The sequence below is a fragment of the Rhizobium sp. 0TCS1.26 genome (genome assembly GCF_050455525.1).
Lineage (GTDB): Bacteria > Pseudomonadota > Alphaproteobacteria > Rhizobiales > Rhizobiaceae > Neorhizobium.
Map to the genome: position 1 here is coordinate 193,348 of NZ_JBCIYV010000005.1, position 14,743 is coordinate 208,090.

Annotated in this window: 9 protein-coding genes; 3 read left to right on the forward strand and 6 right to left on the reverse strand. The window is 65.6% G+C overall.

The window, feature by feature from the left end:
- Positions 1-147 precede the first annotated feature (147 nt).
- Genes AAIH46_RS20575 through AAIH46_RS20585 form a run of 3 tightly spaced genes read left to right on the forward strand, consistent with a single transcriptional unit; the run spans position 148 to position 5,961 of the window.
- Positions 148-1,074, forward strand: a complete 927-nt coding sequence (locus AAIH46_RS20575; RefSeq protein ID WP_430307929.1) for an ImuA family protein — start codon at positions 148-150, stop codon at positions 1,072-1,074.
- On the forward strand, positions 1,028-2,539 hold the full coding sequence (locus tag AAIH46_RS20580; RefSeq protein WP_430307955.1) for a Y-family DNA polymerase: 1,512 nt from the start codon (positions 1,028-1,030) through the stop codon (positions 2,537-2,539). Before AAIH46_RS20575 ends, AAIH46_RS20580 begins: the two co-directional genes overlap by 47 nt.
- Positions 2,536-5,961 carry an error-prone DNA polymerase gene (locus tag AAIH46_RS20585; protein ID WP_430307930.1) on the forward strand — a complete coding sequence of 1,142 codons (3,426 nt, stop codon included), beginning with the start codon at positions 2,536-2,538 and terminating at the stop codon, positions 5,959-5,961. Before AAIH46_RS20580 ends, AAIH46_RS20585 begins: the two co-directional genes overlap by 4 nt.
- A gap of 135 nt (positions 5,962-6,096) precedes the next feature.
- Here the strand turns inward: AAIH46_RS20585 and AAIH46_RS20590 are convergent, their stop codons facing one another.
- The 6 genes from AAIH46_RS20590 to AAIH46_RS20615 all read right to left on the reverse strand — a co-directional run bounded on the left by AAIH46_RS20590 (position 6,097) and on the right by AAIH46_RS20615 (position 14,617).
- Positions 6,097-8,694, reverse strand: coding sequence for an aminotransferase class III-fold pyridoxal phosphate-dependent enzyme (locus tag AAIH46_RS20590; RefSeq protein WP_430307931.1), 2,598 nt, complete (start codon positions 8,692-8,694; stop codon positions 6,097-6,099).
- 111 nt (positions 8,695-8,805) lie between these two features.
- The gene (locus AAIH46_RS20595) at positions 8,806-11,274 is read right to left on the reverse strand and encodes a glycoside hydrolase family 2 protein (RefSeq protein ID WP_430307956.1); all 2,469 of its coding nucleotides are present in this window, start codon (positions 11,272-11,274) and stop codon (positions 8,806-8,808) included.
- A gap of 2 nt (positions 11,275-11,276) precedes the next feature.
- Positions 11,277-12,263 (reverse strand): DUF1839 family protein, encoded by a 987-nt coding sequence (locus AAIH46_RS20600; protein ID WP_430307932.1) that lies wholly within the window; start codon positions 12,261-12,263, stop codon positions 11,277-11,279.
- A 4-nt stretch (positions 12,264-12,267) separates the two neighbouring features.
- Entirely contained in the window at positions 12,268-13,176 is a 909-nt protein-coding gene (locus AAIH46_RS20605) for an amino acid--[acyl-carrier-protein] ligase (RefSeq protein WP_430307933.1), read from the reverse strand.
- A 5-nt stretch (positions 13,177-13,181) separates the two neighbouring features.
- Positions 13,182-14,366 (reverse strand): acyl-CoA dehydrogenase family protein, encoded by a 1,185-nt coding sequence (locus AAIH46_RS20610; protein ID WP_430307957.1) that lies wholly within the window; start codon positions 14,364-14,366, stop codon positions 13,182-13,184.
- Positions 14,366-14,617 carry an acyl carrier protein gene (locus AAIH46_RS20615; RefSeq protein WP_430307934.1) on the reverse strand — a complete coding sequence of 84 codons (252 nt, stop codon included), beginning with the start codon at positions 14,615-14,617 and terminating at the stop codon, positions 14,366-14,368. Before AAIH46_RS20615 ends, AAIH46_RS20610 begins: the two co-directional genes overlap by 1 nt.
- Between the last annotated feature and the right edge of the window lie 126 nt (positions 14,618-14,743).

Below are 14,743 nucleotides of genomic sequence, written 5' to 3' on the forward strand. Positions count from 1 at the left end.
ATATAAGGTTTTCGGCAAAAATTTTCGAGTGCGGATTCAAGCCTCCGGCGCGCGCTCACAAGAATCGGGTGGCCGCCCCTGTTGACTCTTTCGGGAAGCTCGGGAATCTATAAGAACATAAAGTGAACATCGAGTGGAGCTGACGTCATGGCACGATCTGCCTTGGCGCAGGAGACTGTTTTTGCCCTGCGCGAAACGATTGCCCGTCTGGAAGGCAAACCGCTTCCTGCCCTGGCTGCCGCGCAGGCGCAAGCGCTGGAAGCAAAGGACCGCGATCCGCAGGCCCTGCTGCCGCTGGGGGTTGAGCCGCTCGATGCGGCGCTCGACGGCGGACTGCCGCTCGACGGCATCACCGAGATCCGCAGCCCGGGGTTCCGCAATGCCGGCTCGGCCAGCGGCTTCGTCCTGGCACTGGCGGCCCGCATCCATAAGGCTTCGCCGGGCGAGCCACTTCCGGTGCTGTGGATCGCCGACAGGGTGGCGCATCTGGAGGCGGGGCTTGCCTATCCGGTCGGGCTGAAGGGGTTCGGGCTCGATATCCGGCGTTTCTACCATGCGCTGCCGGGCCGGCTGGAGGATGCGCTGTGGCTGGCGGAAGCGGCCCTTGCCAGCGGCGTCTTTTCCGCCACCCTTCTTGAAATCCGTGGCAATCCGAAGGCTTTCGGCCTGACGGAAAGCCGGCGGCTCAGCTTAAGGGCAAAGGCGGCGGGGCGGCCGCTTCTGCTTTTGAGACATGCCGGCGAGGAAGAGGCGTCCAGCGCGCTCTTCCGGTTCCTCGTCGAGCCGGCACTCTCGTCCGAACGACGTCTTCCCGATGGATCCATGCTCGGCGGCAGCATCGGCTCCTCGGTCTTCCGTCTGACTTTGGAGAAGAGCCGCAATCCGGCTCCGCTCTCCCTGCATCTGGAGTGGAATTCCCATGACCGCCAATTTTTCATCGCCGATCGCCCAGACCACGCTCAGTCTGCGCGGCAGCCGGCAGCGCATCCTGGCGCTGTTCTTTCCGCGGCTGTCGACGGACCGGATCCTGCGGCGGCGATGGGGTCTATCCTGGCGTTCGACCGGGCGTCCTGACGACGCTCCCTTCGTCTGCGCCGGGCGCCGCGATAATGCCATGCGCCTGACGGCGCTGGATGCCGAGGCGGAGGCGATCGGCCTCAAATGCGGGCAGGGGCTGGCGGAGGCACGGGCGATGTGCCCGAACGTCATCGTCGTGGAAGAGGATCAGGCGGCCGATCGGCGGTTCCTCGAGGCGCTTGCCGACTGGTGCGACCGTTTCACGCCGCTGGTGGCGCTGGAAGGCCGCGACGGGCTGTTTCTCGATATCACCGGCTGTGCCCATCTGTTCGGCGGCGAGGCGAAGCTTTTGGAGGAAATCCGCGCCCGCCTGACGCAGATGGGTCTTGAGGTGCGCGGCGTGATCTCCGGCTCGCCCGGCCTGTCTTCGGCGGTGGCGCGTTTCGACGGCAGCCGCATCATCGACGACGAGGCGCGCGAAAGCGTGCTGGCGCCGCTGCCGGTCGCCGCGCTCAGGATCGAGGAGAGCGTCGTGCAGTCGCTGCGCAAGGTCGGGCTGAAGCAGGTGGGTGACCTCCTGGAGGCGCCGCGGGCGCCGCTTGCCCGCCGCTTCGGGCCACATTTGCTGCTGCGGCTCGATCAGGCCACCGGTGCCGACGAGGAGGCGATCTCGCCGCGCCGGGCGGTGGCGGCGCTGTCGGCGGAGCGCAAGCTCGCCGAGCCGATCCAGGCGGAAGAGGATATTCTGGGGCTCGCCGAACAGGTGGCGGAGGCCCTGAAGCCGAGCCTTGAGGCGCGCGGCGCCGGCGGGCGGGTGTTCGAACTGGTGTTGTTCCGGGTCGACGGGAAGGTCTTTCGCATCGGGGCCGGTGCCTCGCGACCGTTGCGCGATGCCGGGCGGATCGCCCGCCTGTTCGCCGAACGGCTGAAGGCACTGCACGACGATCTGGAGGCCGGCTTCGGCTTCGAGATCCTGCGGCTCAACGTCCTGCGCGATGAACCCTTCGAGACGCTGCAGGGCGATTTTACCGGCGACGACCGAAAGCATCTGTCGCTGAGCGATTTCGTCGACCAGGTGTCGGCCCGTCTGGGGCCGGATTGTCTGCAGACCTATCAGCTGCGCGAAAGCCATATTCCCGAGCGGGCGGTGCTGGCGATGCCGGCGCTCGATCATGTCACCGAGCGCCGGCGGATGCCGGAGGCGGCCCCGCTTGCAATGCCTGCGGTGCAGGAGCGTCCCTTGCGGCTCTTCTCGCATCCCGAGCCGCTGGAGACCTTTGCCGTGGAGGTGCCGGAAGGGCCGCCGATCCGCTTCCGCTGGCGCCGGCTCACCCACAAGGTTCTGCGCGCAGAGGGGCCGGAGCGGCTGGCTGCCGAATGGTGGCTGGACGGCGAGACGGCCCCGACCCGGGATTATTTCCGGCTGGAATCGGAAAGTGGCCAGCGCTTCTGGGTCTACCGGCAGGGTCTCTACGACCAGCTCGCTAGCCCGCGCTGGTTCATGCACGGCATCTTCGCATGAAGGCCCCGCCGCCCTTCTGCGAAATCGGCGCGCGCACCAACTTCTCCTTCCTTGAGGGCGCTTCGCATCCGGAGGAGATGGTGCAGGCGGCGGCCGAGCTGCGGCGGCATGGCGAGCTGTCGGGCCTCGGCATCGCCGACCGCAACACGGTGGCGGGCGTGGTGCGTGCCCATGCGCAGCTGCGCGATCTGGAGGACGGTGCCGATCTCAAGGTGCAGCCGGGCTGCCGGCTGGTGTTTGCCGACGGCACGCCCGATGTCTTGGCCTATCCCCGCAACCGCCAGGGCTGGGGGCATCTCTGCCGACTGCTCAGCCAGGGGAACCTGCGCAGCGAGAAGGGCCAGTGCCTGCTATTCCTCGACGACCTGCTGGAATGGGGGGATGACATAATGCTGGCGGTCCTGCCGGGCCGCACCCTGCTCGACGACCAGGCGGCGGCAGACGCCTTTCCGGCTCTTCTCGCCCGGCTGCGGGCGCGGTTTTCAAAAGCCTGCTATCTGGCGCTGTCGGCTGAGTATGACGGACGGGATTCGCTCGCCTTTGCCAGTTTCTCCCAATGGGCGCGGCAATGCCGCATGCCGCTGATCGCCACCAACCAGCCGCTCTACCACCATCCGGAACGGCGGCCGCTCTCGGATGTGGTGACCGCCATCCGCGAGCACGTGACAGTGCCGCAGGCCGGTTTCCGGTTTGCCGCCAATGCCGAGCGCTACCTGAAAGCCGCCTCGCGCATGGCCGGCATCTTCCGCCGCTATCCGGAGGCGGTGGAAAATTCCGTTCGCTTCTTCGAACAGCTGACGTTTTCGGTGCGCGAACTGAAGCACAACTACCCGGAGGAGCGTGTCGACGGCGAGACGCCATCCGAAACGCTGGAGCGGCTGGCCTATGCCGGTGCCCGTGAGCGGTTCGGCAATGATATTCCCGAAAAGCTGCGCCTGCAGATCGTCGAGGAACTGCAGCTGATCCGCCAGAAGGAATACGCAGCCTACTTCCTGACGGTGCGCAACATCATGGAGTTTGCCCGCAGCCAGGGTATTCTCTGTCAGGGGCGCGGTTCGGCCGCCAATTCCACCGTCTGCTACTGCCTGCGGATCACCGATGTCGATCCGCGCAAATCCTCGCTGCTGTTTGCCCGCTTCCTGTCGACCGAGCGCGACGAGCCGCCGGATATCGACGTGGATTTCGAGCACGAGCGGCGCGAGGAGGTGATCCAGTTCATCTACCGCACTTACGGCAAAGAGCATGCGGGCCTCGCTGCAGCCGTTACCAGCTACCGCACCCGCTCCTCGGGCCGCGAGGTGGCGAAGGCTTTCGGCCTGTCGGAAGACGTGCAATCGGCGCTGTCCAGCACCGTCTGGGGCTGGTCGACGGAGGGGCTGTCGGAACGTGAGGCAAAGGGGGCCGGTCTCGACACGCAGGATCCGCTCACCCGCCGGGTGCTGGATTATGCCCAGCAGCTGATGGATTTTCCCCGCCATCTCACGCAGCATGTCGGCGGCTTCGTCATCACCCGCGATCGTCTCGACGAGATCGTGCCGATCATGCCGACGGCCATGCCCGATCGCTTCATGATCGAGTGGAACAAGGACGATCTGGATACCATCGGCCTCTTGAAGGTGGATATCCTGGCGCTTGGCATGCTGACCTGCCTTGCCAAGGCGTTTCGCCTGCTGGAGCGGCATTACGGGGTGCAGGCGACCCTGCCGTCGATCCTCGCCGACCATAGGGATGATGTCTACGACATGATCTGTCGGGCCGATACGGTGGGCGTCTTCCAGATCGAGAGCCGGGCGCAGATGAGCATGTTGCCGCGCCTGCGTCCGCGGGTCTTCTACGACCTGGTGATCGAGGTGGCGATCGTCCGTCCCGGGCCGATCCAGGGCGATATGGTGCATCCTTATCTCAAGCGGCGCGAGGAGCGGCGCAACGGCGTCAAGATAGAATATCCGAGCGAGGAGCTGAAGCTGGTGCTGGAGCGGACGCTCGGCGTGCCGCTGTTCCAGGAACAGGCGATGCAGATCGCCATTACCGCCGCCAAGTTCTCGTCGAGCGAGGCCGACATGCTGCGCCGGGCCATGGCGACCTTCCGGCGCACCGGCACCATCCATCATTTCCGCGACAAGATGGTCAACACGATGATCGAACGGGGTTACGATCCGGAATTCGCGCAACGCTGCTTCAGCCAGATCGAAGGGTTCGGCGAATACGGCTTTCCGGAGAGCCATGCCGCCTCGTTCGCGCTGCTGGTCTATGCCTCCTGCTGGTTCAAGGCCTTCTATCCGGATGTCTTTCTGGCGGCGATCCTGAACGCCCAGCCGATGGGTTTCTATGCCCCGTCGCAGCTGGTGCGCGATGCGCGCGAGCATGGGGTCGAGGTGCTCCCGGTCGACGTCAATCTGTCGGACTGGGATGCGCTGCTGGAGGCGGGGGGCGGCTTTAACCCGCGGGCGCTGTCCGGGCAGCATCGGCAGATGCGCGACGTCATCCGCTCCAACCGGTCGGTGCGGCTCGGCTTCCGGCTGATCAAGGGGCTGCCGGAGAAGGAGATCCGCGAAAAACTTGTCGCCCATCGCGGCTCAGGCTACCGGTCGATCCGCGAGCTCTGGCTGCGGTCAGGCCTCAACCGGGCGGCGATCGAGCGGCTGGCGGAGGCCGATGCTTTCCGGTCGATGGGCATCGACCGGCGTCAGGCGCTCTGGGAGGTGCGGGCGCTGGATGTCCGCAATGCAACGGAAAGCCTGCCGATGTTCGAGCGAGCGGGCCATGACGACCTGCAGAAGGAACCGACGGTCAGCCTGCCGGACATGCCGCCCGGCGAGCAGGTGATCGAGGATTACCGCAGCCTGTCGCTGTCCTTGAAGGCGCATCCCCTGTCATTTCTGCGTCAGGAGCTTGCGGCGCGGCGAATCGTGACGGCGGAAACGCTGCGCACGGCGCCGAAGAACCGCAGGGTGGAGATCGCCGGCCTGGTGCTGATCCGCCAGCGTCCGGGCACCGCCAAGGTGATCTTCATGACGCTGGAGGACGAGACGGGCGTTGCCAACGCCATCGTCAAGCCAAAAGTGTTTGCCGCCTACCGGCCGGTGGTAATGGCCGCCCGCCTGGTGCGCATCCGCGGCCTTCTGCAACGCGAGAACGAGGTCATCCACGTCATCGTCGATCACATCGAGGACCTGACGCCGATGCTCGGGCTGTTGCAGCAGGACGAGCGTCGCTTCGGTCTTTGCGAAAGAGCCGACGAGGTTCTGAAAGGCGGGTTCGATGCGCGCGAACGCAAGGAGCGGCAGAAGGGCCGTGCGGTGCCCACCAGTTTCTCGCCGACTGAGGCGCCACCGCCTCCAGGGCCGCAGAGCCCACCCAGCCGCTCGGCCGGCTTCACGGAAAATGCCCGGGTGCTGCCGAAGGGTCGCAATTTTCACTAGGCCGACCAGGCTCAACATATCGCGAGCGGCGGGAGAGCCGGGAACATGATCCGATCTCCGGGCACTCCAGGCTTGACTGCCGGAGCCCGCCGATCCGCCCGACGCACCGGTTGTTGTCCGCCTCTGCCTCTGCCGTCAGACCACGGCGGGAGACACTTCGTCGGACGGTGCAGTCGGCGGCTCGTCCGCCGCGTCCGGTTCCTCGGGCGGTTCCTCGGGCTCCGGCTCGGGAAGCCCGAGCACCTGCGCCAGAGCAGTCGCCACCCGGTCTATGCTGGCCAACGACAGGCAGAGCGGCCCGGTCAGCCGCAATCGATCGCCAGCGATGGACTGAACGAGAACCCGGCGCCCGGCCAACCCGTCTGCCACGGCACGGGCATCCCCGGCCTCGAAGACCAGATCTAGCGACAATCCCTCGCCCTCGATGACGAAAGCGTCCGATGCCCGCGCCTGAAGCTCTCGCAGCCGCTCCATGAACTCGGCGGAGGCTTGCCGTGCGGTCTCCCGCAGTTGCGGCTCCTCCAGCGCATCGATCACCGCCGTGCCGATACGGCAGGCCACCGCACTCGCATCCGGCCGCGGCAGCTGCAGATCTTCCGGCAGCACCGACCGGCGCAGAATGACGGCTGCCAGCCGCTCGTCGGCGACAGGAGAGCCAGTGACAACGATATCCGGCGTCACGCCGTCGCGCTCGAAGGCCCAGTACGCGTCGCCCGTGCGGCCGAACCCGGTGCGCCGCTCGTCGGCGATGATCGGCGCCTCGTCCTGCGGATACAGCCTGTCGCCCAGCTGCACCGCCAGCTCCAGCGCCTGCGCCTCGTCGGTGAGGGCAATGATCGTATCCAGCTCGCCCGGCATGCGCTGCAGCAGCGCCGCCTGGAATTCCATTTCCGCCGGCGTGCCGGAAAGTCCGTTGATCATCAGCCATTGCCGGTAGGCCGCCTCGGCAAGCGCCGGGTGGCCGTGGCCCAGAAGCCCGGCGGCACCCGACAGATCGATGGATCCGAAACCGAGCGGGTCGAACACATGCTCCCGCCAGCCGCGGACATAGGCGGTGCTGCCGGCTTCCGGAGCATCGACGTCAAGCCCGAGGATTAGCGACGGAGACAGCGACAGACGCTTCCACAGCCTGCCGGTCGCCGGCGTTGCAAACAGTGGCGGCAAAAGCTCCGCCTCCCGCCCGAGCCGGATGCGCAGGCCACCGATGGAGCCCTCGGCACCCGCCACCACGCCCAGCCGGTCTCCGGCAAAAAGTGCCGTTCCGTCCGCCAGAATGGTGTCCAGACCCTCCAGGTGCAGGCTTGCCTCCTTGCCGGTCAGCAACAGCCTGCCGCCGGTATGGCGCACCATGCCGCCGAACGGCGCCACTGCCACGGTTCCGGCCGGCACGCAGAGATCGACATGCAAAGCGAGATTGTCGGCCTCCGGGCCGGTGGCGGCAAAGGCGCGCGACATCCGGTACTCGCCGTAGCGCGTTGCGCCCATCTTGGTGTCCCAGGCGATGCGCGCCAGCAGCCGCCAGTCGACCTCCGGATCTTCCCAGTTGCCTTCCGTCAGCAGGCTGCTGGTGGCAGACAGGTCGACGAGCCGGATGAGGTCCGGATCGATCTCCGGCAGCAGCCGTTCAAGCGCTGGCTCGTCGGCCAGCGGCCAGTCGAGGCAGTCCAGAATGGCCGCATGCATGAAGGCCGGGTGCACGCCAAGCGCCACCTCGAACAGCCGTCTGGCCTGCAGCAGGGCTTGCCTTGTCGCCTCACCGGGCGCCATCGCTTCCCAGCGCTCCATCGCCGCCAGGTTCAGGCCCATCTGGACGATTGTCAGCGGCCAGAGCGCCTTGAGTTCGGTCTCCTGCAGCGGCAGCTCGGCATGGAAGGCTGCAACCGCCGGCAGGATCGCCAGCGCCCCGTCACCGTCTTCGTCGATCAGATCGGCACAGAGTGCAGCAAGCGAGGCGACGATCCAGCCATCACCGAGGGCTGCAGGATCGGTGAAACCGGTCGGCACCCAGGGTCCCTCCTGCGCCTCTCCGACAAGATCCTTGCCGGCCGGGTGGTGGTGGATCAGCTGGACGCGCAGATCGGCCCCGATCGGCTGGACCTGGCGCAGCGCAGTCACCATCGCCTTTGCGATCGGATCGCGCACTGCCGGATCGGACACGTCGCGCAACAGCCTGACGACGACCGGGCCTGCCTGCCGCAGATCGCTCGCGGCTATCAGCGGCGGCTGCTCCACCCTGGCGTCGTCCTCTTCGTCTTTCTCCCGGCCAACAGCATCCTGCGCCGCCGTCAGGTCGCGAATGAGCCGCGCCGCAAACAGGCCGAGCTGCTGGCGGGCTGCTGTGTCCCGGGTGGCGCCACGGTTCGGCGCCTCGCCCGGCGGATGGGCATAGACGATGGCAAAGCCGGCATCATGGTCGTCAGTCGCCTCATAGAAGACGATCGAAGAGCCGTCGATGGCCTCCAGCGGTCGCGGTGCCTGCACCCGTCCGAACTCGGCATGGATATGGCTGAGAAGCTCCGTCCGCGTCTGGAACTGTTCGAGCTCATCCGGTTCACGACCGAATTGCAGCCGGCACGTCACCTCCTCATAGCGCAGCAGGAAGGACGGCGGATCTGTTTCCAATGGCTCCAGATCACCGGACAGGCCGTAGTGATCGGCAAGGAAGACGTCCGCACCCGGCCAGACCGTCGGCTTGGCTACCTCTTGCATCTCGTCGGTGTCGACGTCGGCCATTTCAGTCCCCGCTCATGAATTTCCCTGTGAGAGTAGCGCGTTAGCCGGCTGCGTCCATAGTCTCGACACAATCTGACGTCGCTTCGGCTGAGGAACAGGAACTATTCGCGATCAGAACCGCATATTCCGTCGGCTTCCGATGCTAGCGACACTGCCCTCGGGCAGGCGATCGGTGCCATCCTGCGTTATCGGCTCAAGCACCACCCGCTTCTTCATGCCCGGCGCCAAGTGAAAGCCGTCATCGCTTTTGCGGTATCCATTGCAGGCGATGGATATGCTTTGGGCAAGGCGATCGGTGAAGAGGTCCAGCGCCCAGGATCCCGCGTCCAGCCGCTCGAGCGTCACTTCGATCTCTGCATCGTGGAAAGCTGCCGTACGGCCAGCGGGAAAGTCGAAGGCCTCGGCAAGGACGGCCCCGGTTGCGGCATCCTTCAGCCATGCGACGGTCACGTCATGCGCCGGCGGGCCGAACCGATAGGCGTAGGTCGTGTCGAAGAAAGCGCCGAACAGGTCGGTGGCGGCAAGCGTCTGGCTGGTGCGTGGTGCAAGCGTCAGTTCGCGGCGGCCGGAGACGACACTGGTGCGCCCGTCGCGCAGGCAGGCGAGGTCGAGCACCAGGCTTTTCGGTACTGCCGTCTCGTTGATCACATGGACTTCGAGGCCATTGGTGCCTTCGTCAGACAGCAGCACCTGCAGCGGTCGGAATGCCCGCTTCAGCGCATACCATACCGATTTCGGCCGGCCCGTTGCATCGATCAGGCCCCATCCTGCGCCCGGCAGCAGATCCTTGAGTGTCCAGACCAGGGCGCCGTTGGCGGTCGAGCCCGGCCGCCGCCATTCGCTAAACGTCGCTTCCATCACCTCGGCGCTCGCCGCTCGAGAAAACGCAAGGTAGTGATCGACGTCCTCGCGGCGCAGGCGCGCCGGATCCTCGCCGTAAAGCAGCGCCAGGTAATGGTCGCGCACATCCTCGAAATCCCAGCTGGCGCCGGGGTCGCGCGGCACCCGCGCCTTCCAGCGCGGATCGTGAACGGCCGGTACCGGCAGATGCGCGTCGAGGGTTTCGCCGTCACGAACATTGGAGAAGGCAAGGCACTCGGCCGCAAACCGTACGTTTGCCCGGCGGGCATCCTCCAGCGGTCGCAGATAGGCGCCGACGCCGTAATAGTGGGCGACGCCCTCGCCAGGGAAAAATGGCTGGGCGCCGCCGCTCGGCGAATTTTCGACATAGGAAAGCCCCGGCAGCATGGCGGCGCAAAGCTCGGGCAGGAGGTCACGGGTCAGCTCTGAGCGCCAGGTCCGCTCCGGCAGGCCGAGCATGGCGGCCTGCTGGTGCATCTCGCTGCCGCCGCAGAGGATCGCCAGCGACGGCGACGCGGCGTGGCGCGCAAGCAATTGGCTTAGCTCAGTTTTCACGTGAATCATCAGCGGCTCGTCGGCCACCGGATAATCAAAATTGGCAAGCATCAGGTCCTGCCAGACTAGGATGCCCAGCTCGTCGCAAAGCTCGAAGAAGTCCCGGCTCTCGTAGGCCATCGTCCCGCCGATACGGATCATGTTCATGCCCGCCTCGGCGACCTGGCGAAGCAGCGGTTCGTAGGCGGCGCGGGTGCCGGGCAGGTCGACGATGTCGGCCGTCGTCCAGACGGCGCCGCGGCAGAAGATCCGCTCGCCGTTGACGATGAGCGCGAAATCGCGGCCGTCTTGGCCGCGGTCGATGTCGATGCGGCGAAAGCCCGTGCGCCCGAGATCGTGCACCGCCCCGTCGATCGTCAGCGTCACCGCATGCAGCGCCGGGGTGCCATGGCTGAGCGGCCACCAGGGCGCGATGCCCGGCAGGCGCAATTCCGCCGTCCAGCGGCCATCCGGATGACGCTCCAGCTCCGCGGTTTGCCCTGCGCAGGCAAGCAGCATCGGCTGGCCGGATGTGTGGTCGGCGCTGAAGGACAGCGACAGCCGACCGGTTCCATCAGAGTCGAGCCGGCTGTGCAGAACCAGATCACCGATGCGAAAGGGAGCCAGCCGGATCAGCGAGACCGGCCGCCAGGGTCCGACCGCTACAACATCCGGACACCAGCCGGGCATGAAGCCCAGCGCCGTGGTGCGCAGCATGCGCAGACCCTGGCTGCGCATCATCTTCGGCCGCCAGCGGGCACGCGGGCCCTTTCGCTCCAGATGCGGTCCGATCGCGCGAAAACAGATGGCTAGCCGATCCGCGCCGGTCAGCAGGACGGGCACATCATGGCTCTCGAACATGCTTTGGCTTTCGAGAATTCGTTCGCCGTTGAGGAAAACCTCGGCAATGGTCGCCAGTCCCTCGAAGCGCAGGATCGCCGCGCCCGGCGGTTCACTCAGCGTCACGCGGTACCAGGCATCCAGATTTTCGAGGCTGTCGGGTCGTGTGCGGTCGAACCGTCCGACACGCTCCAGGGCACCGGCGAGCGTTCCCGGCACCATTGCCGGCAGCGCGTCCCGCACACTGTCATCATCGGGCGGAGCGGCATGAAGGCCAGGCGGCGTGGTCGACACCGTCCAGCCGTCACTGAGCCTCACAACGTCCGCGCCAATGGCTTCAATCAGGGTCACGCCGCGTCCCGCATATCCTGCAATGTGCTCTCAAGCTCCGTCATCAACCGCTCCCAGGCGTTGATGGCCGGATCCATCGCGGTCGCCAGTGCCTCGAACTTCTTGCGGGTGAGCGCCCGAGCCAGCTGGAACTGCACGCTTTTTGCCGTCTCGGCGATCTTCAAGGCCTCGGCTGTGGCGAGGGCAAAACGGTTCCCCTCGCCAAGCCAGGCGAGATGCGCCGCCAGAAGCTCGAAATTGGCACCCAGCTGTCGCAGCGTGTTGAAGGCGTATTTGTGGAAGAAGGCGAAGTCACGCTCCCCCAGTCTCTGCGCCTGCTCGGGAAACACCCCGGCGAAGGCGCGAACCGGATTTTCGTCCGGACGGCGGCCGAAATGCCGCCCTAGCAGGGTCTCCGCCATCCGGCGCTGATGCGCCTGGCTCGTCCGCTCGGCCGGGAATTTGGCGAACTCTGCATAGGGCAGGAATGGCAGGGCGTCGGCACCGGCATCGAGTTGCAGCAGGCCGCGAAAATCCTCGCCCGACAGCCGGAAGAAGCCGCCATTGTGGAAATAGTCGAGTTCCTCGGCATCAAGATCAAGACGGTTGATGCCGATGGTGGTCTTGCCGTGTTCGATGCCGTAGGCGACGCCGCGGGTGTCCGGCATGTGGAAGCTGTCCATCTCCACCAGGCACAGGCGGCCGCGGGCGATCTGGGTCGCCACATGCGCCTCGACCCGGTCGAAGATCGCTAGTTCGGTGACACGGATGTCGTAGAGGCTTTCCAGATCCTCCAGCGGCACCTTGAAGAAGGTGAACTGGTCGCCCTCGAACGCCTGCGTCAGGGTGAAACCCAGCATCGCCAGCGGCTCCACGCCATGTGCCTTCAGAACCTCGATCCACAGATCGACGTAGCAGTTGGTCTCCGGCCAGATGCGATCGCCGGCATGCAGATCGTGCGGCACATGGATAGCCGGCTCAAGGCCGTCGAAGACGCGTGTCATGTGGTCAGCCCCAGAGCACCTTGCGGACTGCCTCTGGCCATTCCTTCACGTCCAGGCCGTGCGTGTGGAACAGCGCCAGCGCGATGCGCTCCAGCCCGAAACCGACGCAGGCGGTATGCGCCACGCTCCCGTCTTCGAGGTTCAGGCCCCATTTCGTACCGAACGCGTCCTGGTGGTAGTTGAAGCTCATGCAGGCGGTCGGGTTGGCGACCGAGGTGATCGGGATCAGCAGCTCGAACTTCAGGTTCTGGTCACGCTGGTTGTTGGCCATCATCTTGCCGGCGCGACCGAAGAACGGATCATTGGCGACGTCGATCGTCACGTTGAGGCCGACCTGCTTCATCATCTCGACGCCGCGGTCCATCCAGCTCTGGCGGAAATCGGTGACGTGGCTTTCAGTGCCCATGCAGACATATTCGCGCATGCGGAACAGCTGCTGGCGGGCCGGATCCTTGGAAGGCTCGTGGCGAAAGCAGTAGCTCTGCAGGTCGAACAGTCTGCCACCCATCGGCAGGGCGCCCCGCCGCGCAACCGTCGGGTAGAGCGGGTAGCATGCCGCCGGCGTCAGCACGATATCGGTGGCTTCCTGGCCCTTGGTCCAGTCGTCGCCGACTTCCATGCATTTCAGCAGGCTCATATGGTCGAGATCGTTGCCGCAGAAAGAATGCACGGTGCCGGCGAGCTGCGGAAAACTCTTCATGTAGCCGCTGGTCTCGAAGAAGGCGCGGTTCATGCCGGGCGGAAAGCGCATGCCCTCGGCCCCGTCTTGTCCGCCGAAGCGGTCGATCAACCGCTCGAAGGCGGCGATAACGTCCTCGAACTCGCCGCTGCGGCCGTAAAGACCGTCGACGCCGGTTTCGATCAGAAGGCCCGTGTCGAACAGGCGGTCGAGAAAGCTGGTCTGCATGTCCATCGCGGTCACCCCAAAAGGCTGATCTCTGGTTTCTGCACCAGGAGCATCGTGGCTGTATTGCCGAGTATGCGGTCGTTGGAGATCATCAGTCGCGCCGAGTGCGCGTCGCGCAGGTGGCGGCCAAGCGAGAACGGCGTGCCGTTCTTGTAGCCCATGATGCCGCACACCATCAGCGCCCGGTTGATGATGTCGAGGATGGTCTCGGAAGAGGCGATCTTGACGTTGTTCATGGCGATCGCAAATGCCATCGATGACAGCCGATCCGGATTGGTGCGGGCATCCGCATAGGTCTTCAGGCCGGAGAGCAAATTGGCGCGCACCAGCTGCAGCAGGTTCACCGCTTCCGCAAGATGGGCGGCACCCGGCGGAACGGTGCCGGCCGATTTGCGCGCCGCGGCGCGCACGAAGCTCTGGGCGCGGGCCACCGCATCGGCGGCGATGCCGTACCACACGCCGCTCCACAACAGGTGCGAGGTGGCGAGTATGCTCTGGGCGGCAATCTCGGCGAACGGCTTCTGGAAAATCTGCTCGGCAGGCGCTGCGCCCCGGAACCGGAAACCTTCCGAGCAGGTGCCGCGCATGCCGATCGTGTCCCAGTCGGTGGTCTTTTCCAGCGTATACTGGTGCTTCAGGAACACCGTCATCACCTGGTCGCTTGGAGCCGCATTCGCGTGTGCCCGCGAGGTGATGAGGATGGCGTCAGCCTCGGTCGCATAGGAAATGACGGTGGCGTCCTTTTCCAGCCGGCAGGTGTCGCCGTCGATGTCTATGGCGCAGATCGAATTGCGCAGGTTGCCGCCGATCCCGCCTTCGGTGGTTGCCGATGCGAGCAGCAGCTGGCGCTCGGCGACGTCGCGCATGAAGGCGCCGTGCCAGGCGCTCTCCTCGCCGTGCTCGACGAGGCTCGATGCCTTGATCTGATGCATGGCAAAGACCATGGCCGAGGCGGCGCAGGCCTGTCCGAGGATGGTGCAGACCTCGGCGATCTCTACCAGGGTCGCGCTTTCGCCGCCATGGCTTGCGGGAACCTGGATGCCGAGCAGCCGCTCTGCCTTCATCGCCTCCACCGCCTCGCGCGGGAAACGTCCGGCGCGATCCACATCATCGGCAGAGCGTGCGGCGATTGCCGCGACACGCTGTGCCCTTTGTGTCAGGCTCTCGGCCTGCGGGGCGAAGGCGACGAGGCTCATCATGCGGCCTCTTGCGCCTTGAGGATCTGGCCGACCGTCGTGTCGATCGCGGCAATGCTGGCAAAAGACTTGCGGTTGAGGAGGTTGTCGGGAAACTCGATGTCGAACTTCTCCTCGATCGCCAGCATTACCTGCACGGAGGCGAAGGACGAAAGACCTGCCGCGTAGAGATCGGCATCATCCGCCAGGTCGCTCACCGGTACCGGCAGCCCGCCGACCTTGCTCAGGATCTCGCGTATGGTTTCGCTCATCGGCCTCTCCCGCTGTAATTCGTGTTGACGGACAATTCTTAGTCGAGAAAGCATAAGGAAGCGCTAAATAGGGTGGTGAAGAAGTCTTAGCGGGACTCGTTCGAATTTGAGCGAAGGCCCCGTTCG

Bases quoted from the DNA above. Each gene is read 5' to 3' on its own strand.
- AAIH46_RS20575 (WP_430307929.1), top strand. From the start codon at position 148: ATGGCACGATCTGCCTTGGCGCAGGAGACTGTTTTTGCCCTGCGCGAA.
- AAIH46_RS20600 (WP_430307932.1), bottom strand. From the start codon at position 12,263: ATGACACGCGTCTTCGACGGCCTTGAGCCGGCTATCCATGTGCCGCAC.
- AAIH46_RS20585 (WP_430307930.1), top strand. From the start codon at position 2,536: ATGAAGGCCCCGCCGCCCTTCTGCGAAATCGGCGCGCGCACCAACTTC.
- AAIH46_RS20605 (WP_430307933.1), bottom strand. From the start codon at position 13,176: ATGGACATGCAGACCAGCTTTCTCGACCGCCTGTTCGACACGGGCCTT.
- AAIH46_RS20610 (WP_430307957.1), bottom strand. From the start codon at position 14,366: ATGAGCCTCGTCGCCTTCGCCCCGCAGGCCGAGAGCCTGACACAAAGG.
- AAIH46_RS20615 (WP_430307934.1), bottom strand. From the start codon at position 14,617: ATGAGCGAAACCATACGCGAGATCCTGAGCAAGGTCGGCGGGCTGCCG.
- AAIH46_RS20590 (WP_430307931.1), bottom strand. From the start codon at position 8,694: ATGGCCGACGTCGACACCGACGAGATGCAAGAGGTAGCCAAGCCGACG.